Below are 12,405 nucleotides of genomic sequence, written 5' to 3'. Positions count from 1 at the left end.
GGCAGCCCCGACGGCTCAGCGCGCGGCGGGCACGGGCGCGCCGGCCCAGACGTCCCCGGGCAGCGCGGCCGGCAGGTCGGCGGGCGCGGCGACGAAGCGGGGCTCGGCGGCGCGCCGGTGCTCGGGGGCGACGGCGGCGCGCTGGCGCTCGTAGTCGCGCAGCACCGCCGCCACCCACGGCGCCAGGCGCACGAGGGCGACGAGGTTGACCACCGTGATGACCGCCATGGCGGTGTCCATCAGCGTCCAGACCGTCTTCAGCGCGAGCAGGGCGCCGATGCCGGTGGTGAGCACGACGACGCCGCGCAGCACCCGCCGGGCGGGCGCGCCGGCGCGCAGGAAGTCCATGTTGACCTCGGCGTAGGCGAAGGCGCCCAGGATCGAGGAGAAGCCGAAGAAGAAGATCATCACCGTCATCGGCCAGGCCATCCACGCCCCGAGCTGGCTGGTCACCGCCGTCGTGGTCAGCTCCGCGCTCGCCTCGACCGGGGTGACGCCCGGGACGAACACGCTGGCGCCGGTGGCCAGGATGATGAACGCCGTGGAGGTGCACACGAACATCGTGTCGACGAAGACCCCGAGGGACTGGATCAGGCCCTGCTGCACCGGGTGGGCGACGGTGGCGGTGGCCGCGGCGTTGGGGTTGGTGCCCATGCCGGCCTCGTTGGAGAACAGGCCGCGGCGCACCCCGTTGAGCACGGCCGCGACGACGCCGCCGCCCACCCCGGCCAGGCCGGCCCGCAGGCCGAAGGCCCCGGCGAAGATGTCCGCGAAGAACTGGAGCACCGCGTCGAGGTTGAGGACGATGACGGCGACCGCGGTGGCGACGTAGACCAGCGCCATCGCCGGGGTCATCACCTCCGCGACCCGGGCGACCAGCTTGACCCCGCCGAAGACGACGAGCGCGGTGAGCACGACCAGGACCAGGCCGCTGACCCAGGTGGGCACGCCGTGGGAGTGCTGGACGGTCATGGAGATGGTGTTGGCCTGCACCATCGGCATGGCCACCGCCATGGACAGCACGAGCAGGACGGCGAAGACGGTGCCCCACCGGCGCGAGCCCAGGCCGCGGGCGATGTAGTAGGCGGGCCCGCCGCGGAACGTCCCGTCCAGGGCCCGGACCTTGAACACCTGGGCCAGGGTGGCCTCGGCGAACGACGTCGCCATGCCCACGAGCGAGACGAGCCACATCCAGAAGATCGCGCCGGGCCCGCCGAGGATGAGCGCGAGGGCCACGCCGGTGATGTTGCCGATGCCGATGCGGGTGGCCATGCCGATGGCGAAGGCCTGGAAGGAGGAGATGCCGCCGTCGGCGCCGCGGCGCGAGCGGGTGACGTAGGCGAGCATCTGCGGGAAGAGGCGGACCTGCACCGCGCGCGTGCGCCACGTCATGACGATGCCCACCAGCACCAGCAGGCCGATGAGCAGGTACGTGTAGACGGCGTCGTTGACGGCGGTGAGCAGGTCGGTCATGCAGGTTCCGTTCGCCGGGCGTCCGGCCCGTCCGGCCGGACACGATCGCCGTCGATCGTAGAAGTAACGGAAGCGCGGCGTCGTGTGAGATGCGCCCCACCGCCCCCGCGGCGAGACGTCAACTTGGTCGCGAGACGTCAAGTTGGCCACGAGAAGTCACGTTGGTCGCGAGCCGTCACGTCTCGCGCCGCGCTCACGTCCCGGGCGACGGCGCCTCCCCCGCCCCGCCGAGCGCCCGGGCCGCCCCCGGCCGGGTCACCATGACCACCAGCCCGACGACGAACCACACCGCGGCGATGGCCAGCGCCAGCCGGCTCGCCTCGACGAGCACGGCGACGATGATCAGCGCGCCGACCACCGGGATGACGACGTACCGGGCGCCGCGGGTGCCCCGGCGCCGGGCGTAGCCGATCACCGAGGCGTGCAGGAACAGGAAGGCGGTCAGCGCCCCGACCGTGACCATCGAGGAGAGCACGTCGAGGCCGTCCGGCCGGGTGGCCGCCAGCGTCGCCATGACGAGGGTGACGGCGGCGGAGAGGAGGATCGCGTTGCGCGGCGTGTGCCCGGTCCGGCCCAGGTGCGCCAGCCCGGAGGGCAGCGCGTGCTCGCGCCCCATGGCGAACAGCAGGCGGGACACCGCCGCCTGGGCCACCAGCGCCGAGAAGACCGGGCCGACGGCGCGCACGACGGTGACCACCGAGCCGAACCACGTCCCGATCGAGGCGTCGAGCATCGTGTAGAAGGCGGTGCCCTGCCCCTCCGGGTCCGCCGCGAGCTCGGCCGGGCTGACCGGGCTGAGCAGCGCCCCGAGGTAGGTCTGGACGACGAACAGCACCCCCGCGAGCACGAGGCAGAACTGCAGCGCCCGCCCGACGTCGCGGCTGGAACCGGTGGTCTCCTCCGCGAAGGTGGCGATCGCGTCGAAACCCAGGAAGGCGAGCACCGCGACGGACGCCGCGCCCACCACCCCGGCCAGGTCCAGGCCGCCCACCCCGGTCAGCGGGCTCAACCAGCCGCGGGCGGGCCCGTGCTGGACGAGGAAGACCACGGCGAGCACGACGAACGCGGCGAGGACGACGAGCTCGACGGCGAGCATGACCAGGCCCACGCGCGCGGCGAGCCGGACGCCGCGCAGGTTCAGCCCCGTGATGAGCACGACCGCCGCCAGGGTGAACACCCACACCGGCACCGCCGGGACGAGCGCGTGGCAGGCCAGCCCGGCGAACAGGGAGGCCAGGGCGGGGATGAAGAGGTAGTCCAGCGTGATCATCCAGCCGGCCATGAAGCCCGGCCGCGGCCCCAGCCCGGCGCTGGCGTAGGCGTAGACCGACCCGGCCCGCGGCACGGCCAACGACATCCGGGCGTAGGACCAGGCCGTGAAGGACATGGCGACCGTGGCGACGAGGAAGACCAGCGCGATGGCGCCGCCGCTGCGGGCGTCGAGCACGCCGAAGGTGCCCATCGGCGCCGTCACGCCGATGAACAGCAGGCCGTAGACGACGAGGTCGCGCCACGACAGCGCGCGCAGCAGCCCCTCGGGCGCGCTGGTCTGCCCTGGCCCGCCCGTTCCCGCCGCCGACGTCGCGCTCACACCCACGAGGGTAGGAACGCCGTCGGCCGGGGGCGCGGCGAGGGCGCACGGGCCGGACGGCGGGCGCGCGGGCGAGACGGCGGGCGCGCGGGCGAGACGGCGGGCGCGCGGGCGAGACGGCGGTGGCGGCGCGCCCTACGCCGCGCGGCAGGCGGCCCCGCGGAAGGGGCCGCCCAGCGACAGGCTGATGTAGCAGACGTCCAGGGTGCCGGCCGAGAGCGGGAAGACGCTCCACAGGAGCGCGGCCCTGCCGGCCGCCGTCCCCCGGGCGCGCAGCCCGGCCACGAGGAAGGCGCTGCCCGCCGCGACGCGGAAGAGACGTCCGGACGGGCCGTTGAGCCACCGGCCGAAGGTCGAGCGGTTGAACCTGGTCGCGGCGCGCACGGCAACCTCCTCGTCGTCCTCCCGTCCAGCCTACGACCGGCCGGGCGGCCCAGTGAGAGGATCGGGGAATGCCGCAGCCCAGCCTCAACCTCGTGCTCGACGACCTCCTGCCCGAGGACACCTCGGCGACCCCGGACGCCGACGCGATCTACGCGGCCTTCGAGTCCTGGGCCACGAGCTCCGGCCTGACGCTCTATCCCCACCAGGAGGAGGCGGTGATGGAGCTGGTCTCCGGCTCCCACGTCATCCTCGCCACCCCCACCGGCTCGGGGAAGTCGCTGGTGGCCATGGGCGCGCTGTTCACCGCCCTGGCCACCGGCCGAACCGGGTACTACACCGCCCCGCTCAAGGCGCTGGTGTCGGAGAAGTTCTTCGGCCTCGTGGACCTGTTCGGCTCGGCCAACGTCGGGATGGTCACCGGCGACTCCGCCATCAACCCCGACGCCCCGATCATCTGCTGCACCGCGGAGATCCTCGCCAACCAGGCGCTGCGCGACGGCGCGGCCACCGACGCCGGCGTCGTCGTCATGGACGAGTTCCACTTCTACGCCGACCCCCAGCGCGGCTGGGCCTGGCAGGTGCCGCTGCTCGAGCTGCCGGACACCCAGTTCCTGCTCATGAGCGCCACCCTCGGGGACGTCTCCTTCTTCGTGCGCGACCTCGAGCGGCGCACCGGCAAGGACGTCGCCGTCGTCGACCAGGCCGAGCGGCCGGTGCCGCTGACCTACTCCTACTCCGTCGAGCCCATCCAGGACCTGCTCCTCGAGCTCGTCCAGACCCACCGCGCCCCGGTGTACGTGGTGCACTTCGCGCAGAAGGACGCCGTCGAGCGCGCCCAGTCCCTCACCTCGGTCCAGGTGGCCACCCGCGAGCAGCGCGACCGGGTCGCCGCCGCCATCGGGGACTTCCGCTTCGGGCCCGGCTTCGGTGCGATCCTCTCCCGGCTGCTGCGCCACGGCGTCGGTGTGCACCACGCGGGGATGCTGCCGCGCTACCGCCGCCTCGTCGAGCGCCTCACCCAGGCGGGCCTGCTCGGGGTCATCTGCGGCACCGACACCCTCGGGGTGGGCATCAACGTCCCCATCCGCACCGTCGTGCTCACCTCGCTGACGAAGTTCGACGGCGAGCGGTCCCGCCACCTCACCGCCCGGGAGTTCCACCAGATCGCCGGGCGGGCAGGGCGGGCCGGCTACGACACCACCGGCGAGGTCATCGTCCAGGCCCCCGAGCACGTCATCGAGAACGCCAAGGCCCTGGCCAAGGCGGGCGACGACGAGCGCAAGCGGCGCAAGATCGTGCGCAAAAAGGCCCCCGCCGGGGTGGTGAACTGGACGGACAAGACCTTCGAGCGGCTGCGCGACGCCCCGCCCGAGCCGCTGACCAGCCAGTTCCGGGTCACCCACACCATGGTGCTGTCGGTCCTCGCGCGTCCGGGCGACCCGGTGGCGGCGATGTACCGCCTCGTCACCGACAACCACGAGCCGCCGACCGAGCGCAATCTGCACCTGCGCCGGGCCATCGAGATCTACCGGTCGCTGCGCGCGGCGGGCGTGGTCGAGCACGCCGACGCCGCCTGGCGCCGGGCCCACCCCGGCGAGCCGTACGTGCGCCTGACGGTGGACCTGCCGCGCGACTTCGCGCTCAACGCCCCGCTGTCCCCCTTCGCGCTGGCCGCGCTGGAGCTGCTGGACCGGGAGTCGCCCGACTTCGCCCTCGACGTCGTCTCGGTCATCGAGGCCACCCTGGAGGACCCCCGGCCGCTGCTGTACGCCCAGCAGCGCGAGGCCAAGGGCGAGGCCGTGGGGGCCATGAAGGCCGAGGGCATCGAGTACGAGGAGCGCATGGCGCTGCTCGAGGACGTCACCTGGCCCCGGCCGCTGGCGGAGATGCTCGAGGCAGCGCTGGCCACCTACCGCCAGACCAACCCCTGGGTGTCCGACTTCGAGCTGCAGCCGAAGTCCGTGGTGCGCGAGATGGTCGAGCAGGCGATGACCTTCTCCGAGCTCGTCTCGCGCTACCAGCTCGCCCGCTCCGAGGGCGTGGTGCTGCGCTACCTCACCGACGCCTACCGGGCGCTGCGCCAGGTGGTGCCGGACTCGGCGCGCACCGACGAGGTCGTCGCCATCATCGACTGGCTCGGCGACCTGGTCCGCTCCGTCGACTCCTCGCTGCTGGACGAGTGGGAGGCCCTCTCCGCCGGCGCGGCGGCCGCCGAGGGCGTGCTCGTGGTGCCCGAGGAGGCCGACGTCGAGGTCGCCGAGCGACCCTTCGGCGAGGGGCCCGACGGCGAGATCGCCTTCACCCGCAACCGCCACGCCTTCCGGGTGGCCGTGCGCAACGCCCTGTTCCGCCGGGTCGACGCCCTGGGTCGCGAGGCCTACGTGGCCCTGGGCCACCTGGACGGCGAGTCCGGCTGGGACGCCGAGCGCTGGGAGCGGGCCACGGCGCCGTACTGGGCCGAGTACGACTGGCTGGGCACCGGGCCCGAGGCCCGCGCGGCGGCGCTGGTCGCGATCGAGGAGCAGCCCACCGACGCCGACCTGCCCCGCGCCCTGGCGGACGCCCACCTCGGCGACCTCGCCGCCGGGGCGGAGCGGGTGTGGCTGGTGCGGCAGACCTTCGACGACCCCGCCGGCGACCACGACTGGGGCATCACCGCCCTGGTGGACCTCGACGCCTCCGACGCCGCTGGCGCGGTGGTGCTGCGGGTGCTCGACGTCGGCCCGCGCTGACCGCAGCCCAGAACCTCACCCCTCGATGGTGAGCCCCAGCTCGCGGACCAGTGCCGGCAGGAGGGCGTAGGCGTCCGCCTCGGTCACGCGCGTCCCGCGCAGCCCGCTCACCCCGCTCACGCCGGCGAGCCGGCAGCCGCGCAGGCGCACCTGCCGGCAGCGCATCCCGGCGAGCTGGGCGGCGGTGAGGTCGCAGTCCTGCAGCAGGACGTCCTCGAGCCGGGCCTCGGTGAGGTCGGCCTCGGACAGGTCGCAGCCGACGAGTTCGACGTGCTGGAGCTGGGCGCCGTGCCAGGAGGTCAGCCGGGCCTGGCAGCCCTCCAGCCGCACGGCGCGCAGACGGGCGCCCGGCAGCTGGGCGCCGATGAGGCGGACCTCCCGCAGGCTCGTGCGCACCAGGGTCAGGTCGGTGGCGTGCAGGTTGGCCAGGTCGGCGCCGTCGAGCCGGCAGTCCACCAGCGTCGCGTGCGCCCACCGCCCGTCGGCCGCCCGGGCCCGCTCCAGGCTGGAGGCCTCGACCTGGACCTCCTCGAGGCGGGGCAGGACGGCGCCGGCGAGATCGGCCGCGGTGACGGTGGCCGAGCGCAGGGTCGCCGGATCGGCCGGGCTCAGGCGGCGGGCGACGTCCGGCTCGGGCAGTGGGCGGCCGGCCCCGCTCACGCCCGCGCCACCTCGGCGACCGTGGCCGTGGTCTGGGCGACGAGGTCGCCGGGGGCGAGCTCGACGTCGAGCCCGCGGCGCCCGGCGCTGACGAGCACGGTCGGGAAGTCCAGCGCGCTGGCGTCGACGACGGTGGGCAGCGTCGTGCGCTGGCCCAGCGGCGAGATGCCGCCCACGACGTAGCCGGTGGCGCGCTCGGCCGCGGCGGGCTCGGCCATGACGGCGCGCTTGCCGCCGGCGGCGGTGGCCAGCGCCTTGAGGTCGAGCTGGCCGGTGACCGGGACGACGGCGACCGTCAGGGCGCCGTCGACGCTGGCGACCAGGGTCTTGAACACCCGGGCGGGCTCGACGCCGAGGACGGCGGCGGCCTCCGCGCCGAAGCCGAGGGGGCTGCGCGGGTCGTGCTCGTAAGCGCGGACCTCGTGCGGCACGCCGGCCGTCTCGAGCGCGCGCAGGGCCGGGGTGCCCGCGGGTTGCTTCTTCCTCACCACGTCCGCATGGTCTCAGGTCCCGCCCACGTCAGCGGCGGATCGTCGGTCCCGCCCAGGGCGTGCGCCGCCGTGGCTCTCCGCTGAAGGCCCCTCCTTTGCCGGCGGCACGACCCTCCCAGAACTCATCCTTGCGCCGGGTTTGACGGCGACTTACCGTCGACGTGTTCCTGCCTGCTGGCGCGAAAAGGAGCGATCATGGCCACCGCCGAACGCAACCTTGGACCAGAGGGCCCCGGCACCGTCCGTGGACCGGAACTCGACAGGACCGGCAGAGCGGGCGGCCCCGGGATGGAGGCTCCCGAGCGCGTCATCCCGCCTGGGTCACACCTCGCCGACCCCGCCCCGCTCGGACTCGCCGCATTCGCGATGACGACCTTCTTCCTCAGCGTCGTCAACGCGGGTCTCCTCCCGGCCACCGTGACGGCCGGCGTCTTCGGCCTCGCCATCTTCTACGGCGGCATCGCCCAGTTCGCCGCAGGACTCTGGGAGTTCGCCAAGGGGAACACCTTCGGGGCGGTCGCCTTCTGCTCCTATGGTGCCTTCTGGCTGTCCTTCTGGTTCCTCGCCGGCCGGACCGACCTCGCTGCCGCGGGCCCCTCGGCGGGCAAGGCCGTCGCCTACTACCTGCTGGGTTGGACGATCTTCACGGGCTACATGATGCTGGCCTCCTTCCGCGTCTCCGGGGCGGTTGCGGCCGTGTTCGTCACCCTTTTCGTCACCTTTGCGCTGCTGACGATCGGGGCGTTCACGGGCGCCGCCTTCTGGGGCACGGCCGGTGGGATCGTCGGCATCATCACCGCGATCGTCGCGTGGTACGCCTCGTTCGCGGCGGTGTTCAACTTCACCGCGAAGCGTCCGGCCGTCCCCGTCTGGCCGCGCGCCTGAACCTCAGGTGACCGAGCCGGCCGTCACGGCGATCGCGCGGCCGACTCGGTCGGCCTGAGTCTCGGGCAGTGTCGCGCAGCCGACGACGAGCCCAGGCATCGTGCTGCCGCTGTGCCTGCTCCACGACCGGTTCCGCGGCGCGCCGTCAGCCCTTCTGGGCCTTCGCCGCCGCCTTCGCGGCCCGCTTGGTCTCGCGCACCCGGGCGAGGGACTCGGCGTCGACGATGTCGGCCACCGACCGGTGGCAGCCCTCCTCCCCGTAGGCGCCGGCGGCCTCGCGCCAGCCGGCGGCCCGCAGGCCCACCTGCTTGCCGAGCAGGGCGAGGAAGATGCGGGCCTTCTGGTCGCCGAAGCCGGGCAGGGCCTTGAGCCGGCGCAGCACCTCGGCGCCGTCCGGGTCGCCGTCGGTCCAGATCGCCGCCGCGTCGCCGTCGTAGTGCTCGAGCAGGTAGGCGCACAGCGCCTGGGTGCGCCCGGCCATCGAGCCCGGGTAGCGGTGCACGGCCGGCGGGGTGCGGAAGACCTCGGTCAGGCGCTCGGGGTCCAGGTGCGCCAGGGCCGCGGCGTCGAGCTCGCCCACCCGCTCCTGGATCTTCTTCGGGCCGCTGAAGGCCGTCTCCATGGCCACCTGCTGGTCGAGCAGCATCCCGATGAGCAGGGCGAGGGAGCTGGTGGAGAGCAGCTCGTCGGCGGCGTCGTCGCCGGTGATGTGCAGGGCGTGGTCCATGACCCGATCCTGCCAGGGACCGGGGTCATTCCGCCTCGATGACCGGGATGCCGTCGCGGCGGGGGTCCGGGGTGTCGGCCTCGTGCGAGCCGAGGCTGGGCACCGCGGGGTCGTCGCCGACGATGCCGAGCCGGCCGAGCAGGAACAGGAAGGCCTGGGCGTAGGGGTTGTCGGCGGTGCGGCTGGCCACGTCGGCCCAGTCGATCTGCTCGCGCAGGGCGCGGACCACCGGCAGCAGGGCGGAGAAGTCGCAGCGGTGCTCGGTGAGCACGAGGAGCTTGGAGGCGACGACGTCGGTCGAGCCGAGCACGGGCATGCTCACGCCGAGCACGTCCACGCGCTGGGCGCGGCCGAGCAGCTCCGGCGTCACCGCCTCCCCCGCCACCCGGAAGATCACGTCGACCAGCGCCGCGGAGTTGTAGGCCTTGAACAGCCAGTTCTCCACCGGCTGCTCGACGTCCAGGCTGGTCGCCGCGAGGGCCTCCTTGGCCCGGTCGACGTCCTGCTCGAGGATGGCGAAGTCCACGTCGTGGTCCGACTCCGGCGCCCCGTGCACCCAGGCGGCATAGCCACCGGCGAGGGCGAACGGCACGTCGGCCTGGTCGAGGGCGGCCCCGGCGATCCGGAGGGCCTCGCGGAGCTGGCGGCGTTCGTCCATGTTCATGCTGCGGGTGTACACGATCGACGGCGGCCCCGCACCAGCAGCATCGTCCCTGGTGCGGGGCCCGCGGGCCCCGGGCAGAATCCGAACGGTGCGGATCGCGACGTTCAACATCCTCCACGGCCGCTCCCTGGCGGACGGCGAGGTCGACCTGGACCGCTTCGCCGGGGCGGTGCGCCGGCTCGACGCCGACATCCTGGCCATGCAGGAGGTCGACCGCGACCAGCCGCGCTCGCACGGCGCCGACCTCACCGCCATGGCGGCCGCCGCGATGGGGGCGCCCGAGCACCGGTTCGTGGCCACCATGCAGGGCACCCCGGAGCTGTGGACCGCCGCCACGGGCGACGAGCAGCCCACGGCGTCGACGTACGGCATCGCGCTGCTCAGCCGCTACCCGGTGGAGCACTGGCGGGTCCTCACCCTGCCCGGTCCGCAGCAGCGCGTCCCGGTGCTCTTCCCCGAGCGGCGCCGCCCCACCCTGGTCCAGGACGAGCAGCGCACCGCCGTCGCCGCCGTCGTCAGCACCCGCCAGGGCCGCATGAGCGTGGTGGCCACCCACCTGACGTTCATCCCGGGCTGGAACGTCGCCCAGCTGCGCCACCTCGTGCGTGCCATGAAGGACCTGCCCCGCCCGATGGTGCTGCTCGGCGACCTCAACCTCGCCGGCGGCCGCCCGGCACGGTTCAGCGGCCTGCGCCCGCTGGTGGAGGCCCCGACCTTCCCTCTGGACCGGCCCGACCGTCAGCTCGACCACATCCTGGCCGACGGGCCGCTGACCGTCACCGACCCCGGCGGCGCGGTGGACCTGGGGATGTCGGACCACCGCGCCCTGCACGTGGAGGTCTCCCTCGACGGCGTGGCGTAGGTCCGCCGTCCGGCGTCGCTGGCGGGCCGCTCCCGCGCCGCGTCCTCACGGGCGGATATCGTCGGGGACGTGGATGTGGACGTCGCCGCGGGCATCGCCGCGCGCCTGGGCGAGGTACGACGGCGGGTCGCGGCGGCGGCCGACGACGCGGGGCGCGACCCTCGCGAGGTGCGCGTGCTGCTGGCCGTCAAGACCCAGCCGGTGGAGGCCATCCGGGCGGCGCTCGAGGCCGGCGCCGACCTGCTCGGGCACAACCGGGCGCAGGAGCTGGTGGCCACCGGCCCGGGCCTGGCCGAGCCCGGCGTGCCCGCGCACGCCATGCACTTCATCGGGCACCTGCAGTCGAACAAGGTCAACCAGGTCCTCCGGTGGGCCAGCTGCGTGCAGACCGTGGACTCGCTGCGCCTGGCCGAGCGGCTGGACCAGGCGGTGGCGCGGGCCGACGCCGGTGCGGCGCCCGACGGCGGCGCGGCGCCCGACGACGGCACCCGCGCGCGCGCGGCGGGCGAGCCGCTCGACGTCCTCGTCCAGGTCAACACCTCGGGCGAGGCGACCAAGGCCGGCGTCGACCCGGCGCAGGCCCGCGAGCTGGCCCTCGCCGTCGGGCGCCTCCCCCACCTGCGGCTGCGCGGGTTCATGACCATCGGGGCCAACACCCCCGACGCCGAGGTCGTCCGCCGCTCCTACGACCGGCTCGCCGAGGTGCGCGCCGACGTGCTGGGCACGGGCGCCCCGGGCACCGCCGAGGCCACCGAGCTGAGCATGGGGATGAGCGGGGACCTGGAGATCGCCGTCGCCGCCGGCGCGACGATCGTGCGGGTGGGGACGGCCGTCTTCGGGGCGCGGCCGAAGCCCTGAGCGCCGTCGTGCCGGCTCAGGGCACCCGGTAGGTCCAGGTGTCGGCGAGGAACTTCGTCTCCATGAGCTCCTCGGCCCGGGCGATCTCCTCGGGCCGGTAGTCCGACAGCACGGTGTCGTACCGGCCCCGGAAGTGGCCGATGAAGGCGTCGATGATGTCCTCGCGGGCCATGCCGGTCTGCGAGCGCATGGGGTCGACCCGCTTGTTCGCGCTCTTGACGCCCTTGTCCGACAGCTTCTCCCGGCCGATGCGCAGCACGTCGAGCATCTTGTTCGCGTCGATGTCGTAGCTCATCGTCACGTGGTGGAGCACGACGCCGGAGGCGAAGCGCTTCTGGGCCGCGCCGCCGATCTTGCCCTGGTCGGAGGCGATGTCGTTGAGCGGGACGTAGCGGGCGTTGACGCCGACGTCCGCGAGCGCGCCGAGCACCCAGTCGTCGAGGAAGGCGTAGGAGCGCTCGAAGCTCAGCCCCTCCACCAGCGAGCCGGGGACCACCAGGGAGTACGTGATGCAGTTGCCCGGCTCCATGAACATCGCGCCGCCGCCGGAGATCCGGCGCACCACGCTCATGCCGTGCCGCTCGAGGGCCTCGGTGTCCACCTCGTTGCGCACCGACTGGAAGGAGCCGATGACCACCAGCGGGCTGTTCCACTCCCAGATCCGCATGGTCGGCCCGCGCCGGCCGGCGGCCACCTCCTCGGGGATGACCTGGTCGAGCGCGACGTTGAGCGCCGGGTGCACGGGCCCGCCGTGGATGACCTCGAAGGTGTGGTCCGCCCAGCTGGTGGCCCGGCCCAGCGCCCGCCGCACGGCGATGCCGACGGACTCAGGGGTGAAGCCGACCATGCTCACGCCGTGGTCGACGGCACCGGTGATCGCGTGGGCCAGCTGGTCGGCGGAGGCGGACTCGGGCATGCCGTCCAGCGCGGCGTTGATGTCCTCCAACGCGGTGTCCGGCTCGAGGAAGAAGTCGCCGGAGACGCGCGCGTTGGCCAGCCGGCCGTCCACGACGTCGACGTCGACCACGACGAGCTTGCCGCCGGGGACCTTGTACTCACCGTGCATGAGAGAAGTTTA

Annotated in this window: 12 protein-coding genes; 4 read left to right on the top strand and 8 right to left on the bottom strand. The window is 73.9% G+C overall.

Going from position 1 to position 12,405, the window contains the following annotated elements; genetic code table 11:
- Nucleotides 1-15 precede the first annotated feature (15 nt).
- The 3 genes from GD970_RS17410 to GD970_RS17400 all read right to left on the bottom strand — a co-directional run bounded on the left by GD970_RS17410 (nucleotide 16) and on the right by GD970_RS17400 (nucleotide 3,448).
- Nucleotides 16-1,473, bottom strand: a complete 1,458-nt coding sequence (locus tag GD970_RS17410; protein WP_152204170.1) for an alanine/glycine:cation symporter family protein — start codon at nucleotides 1,471-1,473, stop codon at nucleotides 16-18.
- Nucleotides 1,474-1,666: 193 nt separating this feature from the next.
- Nucleotides 1,667-3,064 carry an APC family permease gene (locus tag GD970_RS17405; RefSeq protein ID WP_226925428.1) on the bottom strand — a complete coding sequence of 466 codons (1,398 nt, stop codon included), beginning with the start codon at nucleotides 3,062-3,064 and terminating at the stop codon, nucleotides 1,667-1,669.
- Between the two features lie 135 nt (nucleotides 3,065-3,199).
- Nucleotides 3,200-3,448: a hypothetical protein gene (locus tag GD970_RS17400; protein ID WP_152204168.1), complete on the bottom strand. Its 249-nt coding sequence runs from the start codon at nucleotides 3,446-3,448 to the stop codon at nucleotides 3,200-3,202.
- Between the two features lie 68 nt (nucleotides 3,449-3,516).
- Here GD970_RS17400 and GD970_RS17395 point away from each other — a divergent pair, with 68 nt between their 5' ends.
- Nucleotides 3,517-6,180, top strand: a complete 2,664-nt coding sequence (locus tag GD970_RS17395) for a DEAD/DEAH box helicase (protein ID WP_152204167.1) — start codon at nucleotides 3,517-3,519, stop codon at nucleotides 6,178-6,180.
- A gap of 15 nt (nucleotides 6,181-6,195) precedes the next feature.
- Here the strand turns inward: GD970_RS17395 and GD970_RS17390 are convergent, their stop codons facing one another.
- Both GD970_RS17390 and ybaK read right to left on the bottom strand, forming a co-directional pair.
- Complete coding sequence (locus GD970_RS17390) at nucleotides 6,196-6,840, bottom strand: pentapeptide repeat-containing protein (protein ID WP_152204166.1); 645 nt, start codon at nucleotides 6,838-6,840, stop codon at nucleotides 6,196-6,198.
- Nucleotides 6,837-7,331 carry a Cys-tRNA(Pro) deacylase gene (gene ybaK / locus GD970_RS17385; RefSeq protein ID WP_152204165.1) on the bottom strand — a complete coding sequence of 165 codons (495 nt, stop codon included), beginning with the start codon at nucleotides 7,329-7,331 and terminating at the stop codon, nucleotides 6,837-6,839. The genes GD970_RS17390 and ybaK overlap by 4 nt, the downstream gene beginning before the upstream one ends.
- Nucleotides 7,332-7,619: 288 nt before the next feature.
- On the opposite strand from ybaK, the gene GD970_RS17380 reads away from it, so the two are divergent.
- On the top strand, nucleotides 7,620-8,216 hold the full coding sequence (locus GD970_RS17380; RefSeq protein ID WP_152204175.1) for an acetate uptake transporter: 597 nt from the start codon (nucleotides 7,620-7,622) through the stop codon (nucleotides 8,214-8,216).
- A gap of 145 nt (nucleotides 8,217-8,361) precedes the next feature.
- On the opposite strand, the gene GD970_RS17375 is transcribed toward GD970_RS17380, so the two are convergent.
- Complete coding sequence (locus GD970_RS17375; protein ID WP_152204164.1) at nucleotides 8,362-8,943, bottom strand: HhH-GPD-type base excision DNA repair protein; 582 nt, start codon at nucleotides 8,941-8,943, stop codon at nucleotides 8,362-8,364.
- A gap of 25 nt (nucleotides 8,944-8,968) precedes the next feature.
- Nucleotides 8,969-9,607, bottom strand: a complete 639-nt coding sequence (locus GD970_RS17370; RefSeq protein ID WP_193314976.1) for a hypothetical protein — start codon at nucleotides 9,605-9,607, stop codon at nucleotides 8,969-8,971.
- An 88-nt stretch (nucleotides 9,608-9,695) separates the two neighbouring features.
- Between GD970_RS17370 and GD970_RS17365 the strand changes: the two genes are divergently transcribed.
- Entirely contained in the window at nucleotides 9,696-10,469 is a 774-nt protein-coding gene (locus GD970_RS17365) for an endonuclease/exonuclease/phosphatase family protein (RefSeq protein WP_152204163.1), read from the top strand.
- Nucleotides 10,470-10,538: 69 nt separating this feature from the next.
- Complete coding sequence (locus GD970_RS17360; RefSeq protein ID WP_319593471.1) at nucleotides 10,539-11,327, top strand: YggS family pyridoxal phosphate-dependent enzyme; 789 nt, start codon at nucleotides 10,539-10,541, stop codon at nucleotides 11,325-11,327.
- 16 nt (nucleotides 11,328-11,343) lie between these two features.
- Here GD970_RS17360 and GD970_RS17355 read toward each other — a convergent pair whose 3' ends face one another.
- Nucleotides 11,344-12,393, bottom strand: a complete 1,050-nt coding sequence (locus tag GD970_RS17355; protein WP_152204162.1) for a lipoate--protein ligase family protein — start codon at nucleotides 12,391-12,393, stop codon at nucleotides 11,344-11,346.
- Between the last annotated feature and the right edge of the window lie 12 nt (nucleotides 12,394-12,405).

Origin of the sequence: Georgenia thermotolerans (genome assembly GCF_009193185.1) — a bacterium.
In the GTDB taxonomy this organism is placed as follows: Bacteria; Actinomycetota; Actinomycetes; order Actinomycetales; family Actinomycetaceae; genus Georgenia; species Georgenia thermotolerans.
This window is presented reverse-complemented; position numbering and strand designations above follow the sequence as displayed.